Here is a 14,071-nt window from a genome sequence, read left to right on the forward strand (position 1 = left end):
CGTGAACTTCGACGGCGAGGATCTTTCCCGCAAGGCACTGGCCGACCGGCTCCCGGCCGACGAGACGCACGTCTTCCGCGAGTGCGACCTGACGGAGACCGATCTGTGGGGCGCCCCGCTGGCGGGGGCCAGGTTCGAGTCGTGCGTCCTGGACCAGACCGACTTCCGCAAGGCCGACCTCGACGGGGCCTCGTTCACGGGCGGGGGCGGGCTGCGGACCCGCTTCAACGACGCCGACCTCATCGACGTGACGTTCACCGACGTGGACCTGTCCTCGGCCCAGTTCGGCGGCGCGCTCCTCACGGACGTCTCGTTCGCGGGGTGCCGCATGATCGGTGCCGCGCTGACGGGCTCGCGCGGCACCGGCTTCAAGATCGCCCGCTCCAACCTGACGCTGGCCAACCTCGGCGGGTGCTCCCTGCGCAAGGAGGTCATCGAGGGAGTCCGCTTCGACGACGCCGACCTGTCGGGGTGCGACTTCACGGAGGCCACGTTCAGCGACTGCCGGCTGATCGGGACGCGCCTGCTGCAGACCAAGTTCAACAAGGCCGACCTGCGCGGGGCGGACCTGGGAGAGCCGGACGACGCGAAGCTGCGGGCGTTCGCGGGCGCGATCATCAACCAGACCCAGGCCAACGCCATCCTGGCCGCCCGCGGCATCACCGTGCTCTGAGCCCGGCTGCGTCAACGCTCCTCGCGCCGGCCCGCCGCGCTCACCGCGGTCAGGACGTCTCCATCGTGCGGCCCAGGTGGGTCAGGGCGGTCTCGGCCTCGGTCATGATGCGCTCGATCAGCTCGCGGCAGGACGGCAGGTCGTCGATCACGCCCACCACCTGGCCCGACGCCATCACCCCGAGGTCCGCCCGGCCCTCCACCATCGCGGCCCGCAGCAGCACCGGCGTGTTGGCCGCCTGCAGGACCTGGGCCCAGGTCAGGTCGCGCGCCTGCCTCATGCGGCGGCCCTCGCGCAGCATCTCGCCCCACGACAGCCCCGACAGCCGCTTGAACCTGGCCCCGTTCACCACCGCCCTGACCAGGCGCGAGCGCTCCAGCGACGCCACGAACGGGGTCAGCAGGACCCGGTGGGGCACCCCGTCCACCTTGGTCGTGACGACCGTGTCCCTCGTCGCCAGATAGAGCTTCTTCACCTCGTCGGGCACGGGGGAGTCGCTGGTCAGCAGGAACCTGGTCCCCATGGCGATCCCGCAGGCCCCGTAGGCCAGCGCCGCCACCAGCCCCCGCCCGTCGAAGAAGCCGCCGGCCGCGATCACCGGGATGTCCACCGCGTCCACGACCTGGGGCAGCAGCAGCGTCGTGGCGACGGAGCCGGTGTGGCCGCCGCCCTCGCCACCCTGGACGATCACCGCGTCCACGCCCCAGCCCGCCACCTTCTCCGCGTGCCGACGCGCCCCGACCGACGGGATCGTGACCACGCCCGCGTCCTTGAGCCGGGCGATCAGGTCCCGCTTGGGCGCCATCGCGAACGACGCCACACGTACGCCCTCCCTGATCAGCACCTCGATCCGCTCGGCGGCGTCGTCGGCGTCGGAACGGAGGTTCACGCCGAACGGCGCGTCCGTGCGCTCCTTCACCCGTCTGATCGCGGCGGTCATCTCGGCCACGGACATCGTCGCGGCGCCGATCACGCCGAGCCCGCCGGCCTGGGAGGTGGCCGCCGCCAGCCGGGCGCCCGCGACGTACCCCATGCCGGTCTGCACGATCGGGTGGCGGCACCCGACCAGGGACGTCAGCGCGGTCCTCACGCCGGCTCCCGGTCCCGCAGTCGTCCGGGGTCGAGCCGGTCCATGACCTCCAGCTCCTCGACGGTCGGCCCGCGCGTCCGGGGCACGTTGTTGGGAATGTCCAGCTCGAAGCCGGTCGCCGCCACCACGTCGTCCACCTCGACCCCCGGGTGCACCGACACCAGGCGCATGGACCCGTCGGGGGTGCGGAAGTCCAGCACGGCCAGGTTCGTCACCACGCGGCGCAGGTCGAAGGCGCCCCTGTCGGTCCCGACCCCGCTGACCATGTCCACCGAGGGCACGAACACCCGAGGGGAGTGGCGGGGGATCCAGTAGCTGGTCGGGTCGCAGCGGGTGTTCCCCGGGGCGCCCCGCACGCCCAGCAACTGCGCCTTGGGGCGGGCCCAGTCGCCGATGCAGGAGATGTTCGTGTTGCCGTACCGGTCGATCTGGCTGGCCCCGAGCATGACGTGCCGGCGCCCGTTCAGCACCAGCCACAGGTGCTCGCGGAACGGCAGCCAGCCCTCCACCACCCCGGGCGCCTCGCCCAGCGCGGGCACGTCGCCGGTGAGCAGGCAGGTGCCGTCGTGCGTGAGCAGCTCCGGCTCGAACGTCAGCCGCGCCAGCCGCGCCGCCAGCACCGTGACCGGCCCGCCGATGCCCGCCGCCAGGATCTCGCCGTCGCCCCGGAACGCCTCCGCGCACGCCACGACGCACACGTCAGCCCTGCTGCTCATCGAACTCCTCCCAAGGCGTCTCCACGTAGCGCCGCTGCAGCGCCTCGTCGCGCCCGTAGTCGGGCTCGCACGCGGTGAACCCCGCCCCGCCGGGCGCCTCCACCACCCCCGCCACCATCGACCGGCTGATCAGCAGCGACTGCACGGGCCCTTCCTTCAGCAGGTTCTCCACGACCCGCTCGCACGAGACGTAGCAGCGCCGCGCCGCCTTGGCGTAGAGGTCGTCGAAGTACGGGTCGGGCCCCAGGTACTGGGCGTTGCCCCGCGCGTCGGCCCGGTTCAGGTGGACCAGGGCCACGTCCATGGTCAGCGCGGGCACCGCGACCAGCTCCTCCCCGTCCGCGTACGGCGACCGCACCGTCCGCAGCCCCGGGTTGACGCGCAGCACGTCCGACCCCAGCCCCGCCCGCGTCGGCAGGAACGGCAGCCGGTGCGCCGCCGCGAGCAGCCCGAACATGAACATCCCCTCGTCGTACTCCACGAACTCGATCTCCCCGGCCTGCCTGGCCCGCCGGAAATGGGGTTCCAGGGGGATGGAGTCGAGCGTGACGAACGGGGCCACGACCTTGCGCACCTTCTTGGCCGCGCACAGCATGCCCACGTCCGGGCCGCCGTACGAGACGATCGTGAGGTCGGTGGCGGCGGAGCGCAGCAGGGCGCGGACGAGGGCCATCGGCTTGCGCCGCGAGCCCCAGCCGCCGATCCCGATCGTCATCCCGCTCTCGACCGTGCCCGCGACCTCCTCGGCCGACATCAGCTTGGTCACGTGAATCGCTCCCTGTGCCGGTCTCCGGCGCCCATCAGGTTCAGCTCGAAGGTGAAGCCCTGCTCGAAGCGGTAGCTGCGCTTGACGTCCACGGGGTCGATGCCGTTGAGGGACTCCTTGGCGCGGCGGATCACGTACGGGTCCTTCGCGGCGATCTGCCCCGCCACCTCCAGCGCCGCGTCACGCAGCTTGTCGCGCGGCGCCACCTCCAGCACCGACCCGAACGCGTGCAGCTCGGCGGCCGTCACGTTCCTGCACGTGTAGACCATGGCCCGCATCAGGTGCTGCGGCACCAGCCTGGCCAGGTGCGTGGCCGCGCCCAGGGCGCCCCTGTCCACCTCGGGCAGCCCGAAGTAGGCGTCGTCGCCGGCCACCACGATGTCGGCGTTCCCCACCAGGCCAACGCCGCCGCCCAGGCAGTGGCCGTGCACCGCCGCGATCACCGGCACCGCGCACTCGTAGACCGCCGCGAACGCCGCGTAACACGCCCGGTTGACCCCGACCAGCGCCTCGTACCCGTCGGCGTCCCGCAGCTCCTTGATGTCGACCCCGGCGTTGAACCCGCGCCCCTCGGCCCGCAGCACCACCACCCTGGTCTCCGGATCGTCCCCGGCCCGCCGGACGGCCCCGGCCAGCTCCTCCCAGCCCCGTACGGTCAACGCGTTCACCGGCGGCACGTCCACGACCACCTCGGCGATCGGCCCGGCCCGCAGCGTGATCCCCATCGGACTCCCTGGTTGCACCTAACGCTTGCTTGGTACGGTAGCACCCGTGACCGTGACTTACGACTACGCGGGCAAGGCCGTCCTGGTGACCGGTGGCACCCAGGGCATCGGCGCGGGGATCGCCCGCGCCTTCCGGGAGGCGGGCGCCGACGTGACGGTCTGCGCCCGGCGCGAGCCGGCCGTCCAGGCGCCGGGGATCCGGTTCGCGCGGGCCGACGTGCGGGTGGCCGAGGACGTCGAGCGGCTGATGTCGGGGTTCGACCGGCTGGACGTGGTGGTCAACAACGCCGGCGGCTCGCCGTACGCGCCGCTCGACGGCACCTCGCCGCGCCTGCACGCCAGGGTCGTCGAGCTCAACCTGACGGCCCCGCTGCTGGTCTCGCAGTACGCGTACCCGCTGCTCGCCGCCGCCGGCGGGGCGATCGTGATGATCGGCAGCGCCAGCGGCGCCCGCCCCTCACCCGGCACCGCCGCGTACGGCGCCGCCAAGGCCGGGCTGCACCACCTGGCCCGCTGCCTGGCCGCCGAGTGGGCCCCGGAGGTACGCGTCAACACGGTCGTCGTCGGCCTCGCCGCCACCGAGAACGCCGCCTCCCACTACGGCGGACAGGAGGACGGGATGGGGGCGGCCATCCCGGCGGGCCGGATGGCGACGCCCGCCGACGTGGCCGCGGCCTGCCTGTGGCTGGCCGCGCCCGGCTACGTCACGGGCGCGGAGGTACGGGTGGACGGCGGCGGAGAGATCCCCGCCTGGCGGCACCTGGCCTCCAGCGACATTTCCTGATATCTCTGCATGATCCTTCTGGGAGGTCTGTGTGGGAATCTGTGCTGGCCGCGTGGTGATCGTGACGGGCGGCGGACGGGGGATCGGGAGGGAGCACGCGCTGGAGTTCGCCCGGCAGGGCGCCCGCGTCGTGGTGAACGACCTCGGCACGGGCCCCGGCGGCGAGGGCAGCTCGGGAGGCCCCGCGCTGGAGGTGGTCGCGGAGATCGAGGCGCTCGGCGGCCAGGCGGTGGCCAACTGCGACGACGTGTCCGACTGGGGCGGCGCGGCCCGGCTGGTCAAGACCGCCGTCAGCGCGTACGGCCGCCTCGACGTCCTGGTGAACAACGCGGGCTTCCTCAGGGACCGGATGCTCGTCTCCATGACCGAGCAGGAGTGGGACGACGTCGTCCGGGTCCATCTCAAGGGCCACTTCCTGCCGCTGCGCCACGCGGCGGCGTACTGGCGGGAGAGCGCCAAGGCGGGCGAGCGCGTCACGGGCCGGGTGATCAACACCTCGTCCGGCGCGGGCCTGCTGGGCAGCGTCGGCCAGGCCAACTACTCGGCCGCCAAGGCGGGCATCGCCGCGCTGACCCAGGTGGCCGCGGCCGAGCTGGGCAGGTACGGCGTGACGGTGAACGCCATCGCCCCCGCCGCCCGCACCCGCATGACCGAGGAGGTGTTCGCGGCGACCATGGCCATGCCGGAGTCCGGCTTCGACCCCATGGACCCGGCCAACGTGGCCCCGCTCGTCGTCTGGCTCGGCTCCGAGGGGTCGGGCCACGTGACGGGGCGGGTGTTCGAGGTGGAGGGCGGCTCGATCTCACTGGCCACGGGCTGGCGCCACGGCGAGCCGGCCGAGCGCGGCGCCCGCTGGGATCCCGTGGCCGTGGGCGACGCGGTCGCCGGGCTCCTGGCCTCCGCCCCGTCCCCGGAGCCCGTGTACGGGACGTGAGCCGGGCGGGTCAGCGCATGGCCGAGCGGGCGGTCGGGCGGAGCAGCAACCGCTCGGGAGCCGCCGTCAGGCGGGACTTCAGCATGGGGAGGTCCACCTCGCGCTCCTCCTCGGCCGGGTCGAAGCGGGCGAACCACACGAACACGTTCTCCCCGGTCCGGATCGGAAGCCGGGGGAAGTTGTTCTCCGAGTGCTCCGTCTCCAGGCACGCGACGGGTGGCACCCCGGCCTCGGCCAGCACGGGCGCGACCTCCCGGGCGAAGAAGGCGGAGAAGCCGTCCTCGACGTGGTAGATCGTGGCGGCGTACAGGGACTTCGGCAGCTCGGTCGCGCCCGCGGGCGGCCGTTCCCAGGCCGGTGGCTCGGCCCCCACGGAGTGCAGGAGGAGCACGTCGTCGCTGTCGATCATGGTGGCGTTGGCGGCGTCCCGGTGGGCCCGCCACACGGGCCCGCCGTAGAAGGCCTCCAGTGCGTCCTTGCGTGCCGCCATGGACGGGAACGCGCGTAGCCAGGCGAACCGGTCGGGCGCGCCCTCGACGCGGAAGGTGCCGGCGACCCGCATGCCCGTCGCCTCCTGGGTCTCAACGAATTCGCGCTCGAACAGCTCGATCAAGGTGTCCCGCTGCCCGGGCAGCAGCGTGTACTGGCGTAGTTCGAAGATCATGCGGCGGACGCTAGGGCCAGGTCACTGACACCTGCTGTCAGCGTATTCGGCGAATAATGTTCTGGTAACACAGAGCTACCGGTCGGCAACTCACGGTTATATGCTCGCTGTGACCTTGATCTCCTGCGGTCAAGGAAGGTCAAAGGGGCGGCGCGCCCGTGCTCGCCGGCCCTGAACCCTACCGGCGAAGGAGCAGAAGTTGATCAAAAGAGCGTGCGCCGCCGCAGCCGTGCTGGCCGCGGCCGCCGGCGGCGCACTCCTGGCCGCCCCGGCACACGCTGACGACGACTGGTGGGGGCCGCTGAGCGGCGACACCCGCGCCGGCAACTGGAGCGGCAACAGCGACTCGTCCCAGTCCGGAAACAACTTCGGGGACGTCACCTCCGTCAACCGCGGCAGAGACTCCTCGACCAACGTCAACAACGTCAACGGCATCGCGTCCACCGCCACCAACGGTGGCATCACGGTGACCTACATCTTCTACTGACCGGCTGACGTCCAAAGCCAACACGATCTGAAAGGACCACGACCATGGTGAAGAAGCTCTGCGTGACCGGTCTCGTCGCCGCCGCCGCTGCCGGGGTGACCCTGCTGGCGGCGCCCGCGTACGCGGACGTCAACGCGGGTAACTCCAGCTCCAACCGCGGCTCCTCGCAGTCGGGCAACAACTTCGGCAACGTCGTCAACAGCAATGTGAGCGGCCGCGCCGCGACCAGCGTCAACAACGTCAACGGCAACGCCGTGACCGCCACCAACCGCGGCGCCGTGGGCATCGAGGACGTGGTCGAGATCGACTAGCCGGACAGGATGCGGACGCGGGCCAGGTCCGAAATAGCCTGGCTCGCGCCGTACTAGCATCCGTGGGTGACTCTTTGTGCCTATGTAACGTTTGAAGATCCCCGCGGTGGCGACGACGAGCGCGACCCGGTCCTTTCCGCCTGGCGCGAGGCGGGCATCGGGGGGCGGGTCGAGCGCTGGGACGACCCCGCCGCCGACTGGAGCGCGTACGACGCCGTGGTCGTCCGCTCGGTCTGGGACTACGTCCTCAGGCGGGAGGAGTTCCTGGAGTGGGCGCGCGGCGTGGAGTCCGTCACCAAGCTGCTCAACCCCCGCTCCGTGCTGGAGTCCAACACCGACAAGACCTACCTGCGTGACCTGGGCGTGCCGATCGTGCCGACGCACTGGTCGTCGCAGGACCTGCCGCACTGGCCCGAATACGTCGTCAAGCCGGCGATCTCCGCCGGCGCCCGTGACACCGCCAGGACCGCCGATCGCGACAAGGCCCAGGAGTTGGCCGCCGCGATCGAGGCCGGCGGGCGCACGCCGATGGTGCAGCCGTACCTCGACATGGTCGAGGCGGAGGGGGAGACCTCGCTGCTGTACTTCAACGGCCGCCTCAGCCACGCCGTCCGCCGCGTCCCCATGCTCGCCCAGGGGGCGAGCGGGCAGGACGACGCGCGGGCCAGGTTGCGCACACCAGCCCCGGACCAGGTCGATCTCGCGGAGAAGGTGCTCGCCGCCGTACCTCAGCCCCTTCTCTACGCCAGGATCGACCTGGTCCGGCTACCCGGGGGTGAGCCGGTGGTCATCGAGGTGGAGCTGACGGAGCCGTACCTCTACCTGCGGTGGGAGCCGCAAGCGCCGGCGAACTTCGCCAAGGCGCTACGCGAGCTGCTCTGAGTCCTTCACCCACAGGCGCAGCAACCCTCTGAAGTGCTCGACGAAGCGGTCGCGCTCGTGGGCCGGGTACGTGGCGGTCACGGTGTCCACCAGTAACCGGTCGAACTCGGCCCCGGCCACCCACTCCAGCACCACCTCGTCGATGTGCGCCAGGTGGTCCTGGCAGAACTCGTGGTAACGCTCGGTCTCGAAGTACGCGTCGGCCAGCCGGCGGTATTCGGCCAGCCGCTCCTCGTACGTCCCGCTCACGGAGAAGTAGTCGTGCGTCTCCAGGTCGATGCGGGGCCTGCGCCGGGTGGCCACGCAGAACACGCTCCACTTCACCAGCGTCTTGATCGCCCAGGGGAAGTAGTAGTGCAGGCTGGTCAGCGCCACGTCGGGGCATGCGTTGGCGTAGTCGATCGGGTGCACGTCCGAGCCCTTGACCAGGGTCTCGCAGGAGTTGAACTCCCACCGGAAGAACGCGTTCACCAGCTTCCCGATCGTCACCACCTCCTCGCCCACGGACGGCGACAGGAACTCGTGGTCGACGACGTAGCGGTCGTGCATCGGCTCCTCGGGCCTGAAGCGCATGACCATGGTCTCCGCGCCGATCGACAGGGACCTGGCGAACGCGTCGTACCCGTCGATGGCCTGCTGGAGGTGCATGAGCATCTCGCCGCTCTGGTCGTAGGCCCGGTGCAGCTCGTCCCGGTCGCGCACGAGTGAGACGCCGCGCCAGGCCCCGCCGTCGTAGGGCTTCATGATCAGCGGGTAGCCGATCCGCTCCGCGACCTCGTCCAGGTCGAAGGGCTGGTTGTAGCGGGCCGCCGTGTAGGCGTACCGCGCGTTGTCGACCGGGTTCTTGAACGGGACCAGCACCGTCTCCGGCACCTTGAGCCCGAGCCGCATCATCGCGCAGTACGCCGTGTGCTTCTCCATCGACTGGAACGTGAACGGGCTGTTCAGGAGGTAGACGTCGTCCATCATGGCGACCTTCTTGAGCCACTCGCGCGGGTGGTAGTACCAGTACGCCAGCCGGTCGATCACCAGCTCGTGCCGCGGCTTCGCGCGCAGGTCGAACGGCTCGATCGTGAGACGCTCCACGTCGAACTCGCCCACCCCCTTGATGGGCCCGAGCCGCCGCAGCACCGTCTCGAACGCCGACGGCCAGTCCTCCTCGGTCCCCAGCAGCAGCCCGATCAGATGTCGCACGACGTTCCTCCTGCCTGACCGCCCGCGCGGCGGCCGGAGTCAGACGCCAGGGAGCCGGCCGTTGCGGAACAGGTCGACGAACCGTTGATGGTCTTCCCGGGCCTGTGCCCCGTACCGGTGGGCGAAATCCACCAGCATCCCGATAAATCCGGGTTTGTCGTTGCCAATGACCGCCATGATCGCCTCCTCCGTGGAGAAGTCGACCAGGTCGTGACTGGACTCGTCGTCGGCCACCGAGTGCATGCGCGCCACCGCCCGCCCCAGGTCCTGCACGATCGAGCGCAGCTCGGCCGGCTCGTTCACGTCGTCCCAGTCCAGGTCCGCCGAGTACGGCGACACCTCGGCCACGAGCTGCCCCACCCCGTTGAGCGTCGTGTACCCCAGCCAGGGATCGGCGTACGCCTGCAGCGCCCGCTGCGACTCCGCCGTGCGGTGCCCCTGGTGCAGGAAGTACGAGGCCACCTTCTCGTCGGCGACGTGCCGGGCCACCGCGGGCACGGCCGCCTGCTTCATGTAGAGGATGACGTCGTTCTCCAGCGCCTGCGAGCGCCCTTCCAGCAGCAGGTTGTACGAGGGCAGCCCCGCGGACCCGATGCCCACGCCCTTGCGCAGCGCCACGTCCTTGATCACGTGCTCGACCGGGTTGGCCTGCACCGGCAGCGTGGTCAGGTATTCCTCGAACGCGGCCAGCACCGCCTGCCTGCTCGCCGCGTCCACCGGCTCCCGCCCCTCCATGAGCGCGAACCGCCGGTCGTAGTCGTCGATCACGGTCTCGACGTCCAGCAGCGCCACCCGCGTGCTGAGCCGCGCCGTCTGCAGCACCCGGTGCAGCACGCCGGTGGTGGTGTCCAGGGTGAGCGAGCCGATCGCGTCGTCCCCGCCCGCGGCCAGGGCACCCAGCTCGACCAGGTACGCGGCGGCGAAGTCGGTGACGAGCACGCTGATCGAGTCGTCGGACAGGGCCTTGGCGTAGCCGATGAGCGCCACGCTGGCGGCGAAGCGCTTGAGGTCCCAGAGGTACGGGCCCACGTAGGCCTCGTCGAAGTCGTTGACGTTGAAGACGAGGACGCCGGAGGCGTTCATGTACGTGCCGAAGTTCTCCGCGTGCAGGTCGCCGTGGATCCACACCCGGCTGGTCGGTTCGTCCAGGTAGGAATGGTCCGCGTAGGACTCGGCCATGTCCGCGTAGAACAGGCAGGCACTGCCCCGGTAGAACGCGAACGGGGAAGCCGCCATTTTCCGAAATTTCCGCCTAAAAGCCGCGGGGTCTCGCTTGATCGACTCGCCGAACTCTGCCATGAGGACATCGAGCAGGAAGGAGGAGCGTGCGCCCATGTCTCGGACACTAGATCCCCGTGACCTTGCCGACCACCCTGATCTTTCCCTGACAGGCTCAGGTCAGGGTGGCGGCGCCCGCGCCCGGCAGCGATCGCAGCCCCACCGCGGCCAGCGCGCCGGCCAGGACGGTGAGCAGGACGCATTGCGTGGCGACCACCGTCGCGATGTCGCCGGTCGCCGATCCGTAGAGGTCGATCAGCAGGCTCAGCCGGCTCAGCAGCAGGAGCAGGCCGGCGATCGACAGCCCGAGCGCCCGGGACGGCGCGGGCCCGCGGGCCATCGCGAACGCCGAGCCCACGACCAGCGCGGCGATCGCCGTCCCGTCGAGGTCCAGCCACAGGGCCAGCCATTCCGACTCGTAGAGCCGCAGGGCCAGCCACACCTCCGCCCAGGCCAGCATCATGAGGCCGGTGGCCGGCGGAGCCAGGGTCAGCCACCACGACCGGCGCGGCGGGGTGACGTCACGATGGAAGCCCAGCAGGAGCGCGATCACCGGTGCCGCCGTGACCACCATGCGGCCCGCCTCCGTCCACAGCCCGTCCCCGGCGGGTCCGGGCAGGACCAGTGCGATCGCCTGATAGGCCAGAAGAGGGGCTGTGCCGAGCAGCGCCGCGACCTTGGCCAGGCGCGGCCGGGCCCGCATGATCGCCGTGAAGGCCACCACGGCGCAGAGGGCGGAGCCCAGATCCCGGAGCGCCATCAGGCGCTCGAAGGATTCGGGCGCGCCCGCGAACGGGGTGGCCGCGATCCTGAGCGCGCTCAGCACGTCGGCCGCGACGAGGACGCCGTACACCGCCTGGTAGGCCAGCCCCAGCAGCGCGGCGAGCCGGACGGCCTCGCCCCAGGCGAAGGATCGCGGACGGTCGCGCACGGCGCCGAGCCGCAGCCGCACGGACAGCGCCACGACGCTGGCGATCTCGCCCCAGCTGGGACGCGCGTTCACGTCGTCGGGCACGTCGCCGGACATCTCCATGAACGTGGCCGCCATCTCCTCCTCGCGCTCGGCGCGGTAGAAGGCGGGCAGTAGGCGCAGGACGCGACGGTAACGGTGTTCGAGCAGGCTCACGCGGTGCCTCCGGCGGGCAGCGGCCGGATGAGGCGGGGGTCCGGGCGGCTCATGCGGCACCTCCGGCGGGCAGCTGTCGCGGACGTGGCGATATCGGCGTTCGGGCGGCCTCGCGTGGTGCCTCCGGCGGGCGCCGCTCCGGGGAGCGCCTCGCGCGCAGGCGGGCGTTGGCGGCCTCGGCGTTGGCGGCCAGCCTGGCCGCCTCCTGCTCGAGCACGCCGGCGCCCTCGTCGGTCAGCCGGTAGTACCGCCGCAGCCGCCCCTGCTGCACTTCCTCGCGGTCGGGCGCGACCAGGCCCTCGGTCGAGAGCCGGTCGAGCACGCCGTAAAGCGTCCCGATCTTGAGTTGCACGCGCCCCTCGGACAGGCGATCGACTTCCTGGACGATCCCGTAGCCGTGGCGCGGCTCGTCCACCAGCGCGATCAGCGCCAGGAACATGGGCTCCGTTATGTTCACGCGCCCACGATATCCTGCCTCTCAGGATATCGTCACGGATGCTGCGAGGAGACCGAGACCACCTCGCCCGTCATGTACGAGGAGTAGTCGCTCGCCAGGAAGACGATCACGTTCGCCACCTCCCACGGCTCCGCCGACCGCCCGAACGCCTCCTTGGCCGCCAGCTCCGCCAGCAGCTCCTCGCTGGTCACCTTCGCCAGGAACGGGTGGACCGCCAGCGAGGGCGCCACCGCGTTCACCCGCACGCCGTGCTCGGCGGCCTCCAGCGCGACGCACCTGGTCAGCGCCATCACCCCGGCCTTGGCGGCCGCGTAGTGCGACTGCCCGTGCTGGGCCCGCCAGCCGATGACCGAGGCGTTGTTCACGATCACGCCGGAGCCCTGGGCGATCATCTGCCTGAGCGCGGCCCTGGTGCAGCGCATGGTGCCGTTGAGGGTGACGTCGATGACCGTGTGCCACTGCTCGTCGGACATCTCGGCCAGCGGCGCCGTACCGCCGAGACCGGCGTTGTTGACCACCACGTCGAGCCTGCCGTGCGCCTCCACCACCGCGTCGAACAGCGCCAGCACCTGCGCCTCCGACGTCACGTCGCACGGCACGGCCAGCGGTTTGACGCCGGTGAGCTCGGTCAGCGCGTCGGCGGCGGCGGCCAGGCGGCGCTCGTGCCGGTCCGAGACGACGATCGTGGCGCCCTCCTCGGCACAGCGCCTCGCGGTCGCGTAGCCGATGCCCGCCCCTGCGGCGGCCGTCACGAGCGTCACCTTGCCGTCGAGCAGTCCGTGCGCCTTCGGGTACGGGGGCATCCGTGCTCCAATCAGCGGGGGAGTCCCAGGGTGCGCTCGGCGATGATGTTCCGCTGGATCTCGCTGGATCCGGCATAGATCGTGTCGGCGCGGCTGAACAGGTAGAGCCGCTGCAACTCGTTCAACTCGCCCTGACAGGGCTCGCCGGGGTGGCCGGGCTCGCCGGGGCGGCCGGGCTCGGCCGGCCCGGCCACCAGCCCGGCCTTTCCCTGCACGGCCTGGGCCAGCTCCCCCAGCCTCCTGTGCCACTCCGACCAGTAGAGCTTGGCGATCGACACCTCGGGCCCCGGGTCCGGCCGCAGCATCCGCAGCGCGTTCAGCCGCATGATCTCCAGCTCCAGCCACGACTGGACGAGCCTGTCGCGCAGCACCGGGTCGTCGATCGCACCCGTCCTGCCGGCGGTCTCGACGACCTTGGCCAGCTCCCGCCTGAACCCGATCTGCTGCCCGAGCGTGGAGGCGCCGCGCTCGTAACCGAGCGTGGCCATCGCCACCCGCCAGCCGTCGCCCGGCGCTCCGAGGATGTTCCCGGCCGCCGTGCGCGCGCCGTCGAAGAACACCTCGTTGAACTCCGACGTACCGGTGAGCTGCACGATCGGCCGCACGTCCACGCCCGGCCGGTCCATGGGGACGAGCAGGTACGACAGCCCCTTGTGCCGCTGCGAGCCTGGTTCGGTACGGCACAGCACGAAGCACCAGTCGGCCACGTGCGCCAGCGAGGTCCACACCTTCTGCCCGGTGACGACCCACTCGCCGCCTTCCAGGTGCGCCTTCGTCTGGACGTTGGCCAGGTCGGAGCCCGCCTCGGGCTCGGAGTAGCCCTGGCACCAGAGCTCGTCGCCGCGCTGGATCGGCGGCAGGAAGCGGTCCTTCTGCTCGTCGGTGCCGAATTCGAGGATGGTCGGGCCGATCAGCCCCTCGCCGATGTGGCCCACCCTGGCGGGGGCGTCGGCCCTGGCGTACTCCTCGTAGAAGGCGACCTGGTCCTCCAGGGACGCGGCGCGGCCGCCGTACCGCTCGGGCCAGCCCAGGCAGGTCCATCCGGCCTTGCCGAGGTGGCGCTCCCACGCCTGCCGCAGTTCATGGCCCTCGTGCTCGCGCCCGGGCCCCCCGAGCCCTCTGACGTGCGCGAACTCACCGCTCAGCGCCTCCTCCAGCCAGGCCCGCGCCTCTTCCCGCAG

Annotated in this window: 17 protein-coding genes; 6 read left to right on the top strand and 11 right to left on the bottom strand. The window is 71.4% G+C overall.

Annotated elements, in window-relative coordinates; translation table 11 throughout:
- Position 1 precedes the first annotated feature (1 nt).
- Positions 2–673, top strand: a complete 672-nt coding sequence (locus tag ACIBI9_RS15605; RefSeq protein ID WP_397222735.1) for a pentapeptide repeat-containing protein — start codon at positions 2–4, stop codon at positions 671–673.
- A gap of 49 nt (positions 674–722) precedes the next feature.
- Here ACIBI9_RS15605 and ACIBI9_RS15610 read toward each other — a convergent pair whose 3' ends face one another.
- The 4 genes from ACIBI9_RS15610 to ACIBI9_RS15625 are packed head-to-tail and all read right to left on the bottom strand — an operon-like array spanning position 723 to position 3,970.
- Positions 723–1,763, bottom strand: a complete 1,041-nt coding sequence (locus ACIBI9_RS15610; RefSeq protein ID WP_397222736.1) for an NAD(P)H-dependent flavin oxidoreductase — start codon at positions 1,761–1,763, stop codon at positions 723–725.
- Positions 1,760–2,479 carry a CoA-transferase subunit beta gene (locus ACIBI9_RS15615; RefSeq protein WP_397222737.1) on the bottom strand — a complete coding sequence of 240 codons (720 nt, stop codon included), beginning with the start codon at positions 2,477–2,479 and terminating at the stop codon, positions 1,760–1,762. The genes ACIBI9_RS15610 and ACIBI9_RS15615 overlap by 4 nt, the downstream gene beginning before the upstream one ends.
- The gene (locus ACIBI9_RS15620) at positions 2,463–3,233 is read right to left on the bottom strand and encodes a CoA transferase subunit A (protein WP_397223309.1); all 771 of its coding nucleotides are present in this window, start codon (positions 3,231–3,233) and stop codon (positions 2,463–2,465) included. Before ACIBI9_RS15620 ends, ACIBI9_RS15615 begins: the two co-directional genes overlap by 17 nt.
- 8 nt (positions 3,234–3,241) lie before the next feature.
- The gene (locus ACIBI9_RS15625) at positions 3,242–3,970 is read right to left on the bottom strand and encodes an enoyl-CoA hydratase family protein (protein ID WP_397222738.1); all 729 of its coding nucleotides are present in this window, start codon (positions 3,968–3,970) and stop codon (positions 3,242–3,244) included.
- A gap of 46 nt (positions 3,971–4,016) precedes the next feature.
- Between ACIBI9_RS15625 and ACIBI9_RS15630 the strand changes: the two genes are divergently transcribed.
- Together ACIBI9_RS15630 and ACIBI9_RS15635 are read left to right on the top strand one after the other, a co-directional pair.
- Positions 4,017–4,754, top strand: a complete 738-nt coding sequence (locus tag ACIBI9_RS15630) for an SDR family oxidoreductase (protein WP_397222739.1) — start codon at positions 4,017–4,019, stop codon at positions 4,752–4,754.
- Between the two features lie 52 nt (positions 4,755–4,806).
- Positions 4,807–5,688, top strand: coding sequence for an SDR family oxidoreductase (locus ACIBI9_RS15635; protein ID WP_397222740.1), 882 nt, complete (start codon positions 4,807–4,809; stop codon positions 5,686–5,688).
- Between the two features lie 10 nt (positions 5,689–5,698).
- Here ACIBI9_RS15635 and ACIBI9_RS15640 read toward each other — a convergent pair whose 3' ends face one another.
- Positions 5,699–6,352, bottom strand: coding sequence for an NIPSNAP family protein (locus ACIBI9_RS15640; RefSeq protein ID WP_397222741.1), 654 nt, complete (start codon positions 6,350–6,352; stop codon positions 5,699–5,701).
- 199 nt (positions 6,353–6,551) lie between these two features.
- Here ACIBI9_RS15640 and ACIBI9_RS15645 point away from each other — a divergent pair, with 199 nt between their 5' ends.
- The 3 genes from ACIBI9_RS15645 (at position 6,552) to ACIBI9_RS15655 (ending at position 8,032) form a co-directional block, all read left to right on the top strand.
- Positions 6,552–6,839 carry a hypothetical protein gene (locus ACIBI9_RS15645; protein ID WP_397222742.1) on the top strand — a complete coding sequence of 96 codons (288 nt, stop codon included), beginning with the start codon at positions 6,552–6,554 and terminating at the stop codon, positions 6,837–6,839.
- A gap of 44 nt (positions 6,840–6,883) precedes the next feature.
- Complete coding sequence (locus tag ACIBI9_RS15650) at positions 6,884–7,150, top strand: hypothetical protein (protein ID WP_397222744.1); 267 nt, start codon at positions 6,884–6,886, stop codon at positions 7,148–7,150.
- 66 nt (positions 7,151–7,216) lie between these two features.
- A complete protein-coding gene (locus ACIBI9_RS15655; RefSeq protein WP_397222745.1) occupies positions 7,217–8,032 on the top strand; it encodes a RimK family alpha-L-glutamate ligase in 816 nt (271 codons plus the stop codon).
- Here ACIBI9_RS15655 and ACIBI9_RS15660 read toward each other — a convergent pair.
- The 6 genes from ACIBI9_RS15660 to ACIBI9_RS15685 are packed head-to-tail and all read right to left on the bottom strand — an operon-like array spanning position 8,015 to position 14,071.
- The gene (locus ACIBI9_RS15660; protein WP_397222746.1) at positions 8,015–9,226 is read right to left on the bottom strand and encodes a RimK family alpha-L-glutamate ligase; all 1,212 of its coding nucleotides are present in this window, start codon (positions 9,224–9,226) and stop codon (positions 8,015–8,017) included. The genes ACIBI9_RS15655 and ACIBI9_RS15660 overlap by 18 nt on opposite strands.
- Before the next feature lie 39 nt (positions 9,227–9,265).
- Complete coding sequence (locus tag ACIBI9_RS15665) at positions 9,266–10,561, bottom strand: DUF2252 domain-containing protein (RefSeq protein WP_397222747.1); 1,296 nt, start codon at positions 10,559–10,561, stop codon at positions 9,266–9,268.
- Between the two features lie 58 nt (positions 10,562–10,619).
- Entirely contained in the window at positions 10,620–11,630 is a 1,011-nt protein-coding gene (locus tag ACIBI9_RS15670) for a hypothetical protein (protein ID WP_397222748.1), read from the bottom strand.
- A 49-nt stretch (positions 11,631–11,679) separates the two neighbouring features.
- Complete coding sequence (locus tag ACIBI9_RS15675; RefSeq protein ID WP_397222749.1) at positions 11,680–12,087, bottom strand: PadR family transcriptional regulator; 408 nt, start codon at positions 12,085–12,087, stop codon at positions 11,680–11,682.
- A gap of 32 nt (positions 12,088–12,119) precedes the next feature.
- Complete coding sequence (locus ACIBI9_RS15680) at positions 12,120–12,890, bottom strand: SDR family oxidoreductase (RefSeq protein WP_397222750.1); 771 nt, start codon at positions 12,888–12,890, stop codon at positions 12,120–12,122.
- An 11-nt stretch (positions 12,891–12,901) separates the two neighbouring features.
- Positions 12,902–14,071 carry an acyl-CoA dehydrogenase family protein gene (locus ACIBI9_RS15685; RefSeq protein WP_397223310.1) on the bottom strand — a complete coding sequence of 390 codons (1,170 nt, stop codon included), beginning with the start codon at positions 14,069–14,071 and terminating at the stop codon, positions 12,902–12,904.

This window comes from Nonomuraea sp. NPDC050451 (genome assembly GCF_044458585.1).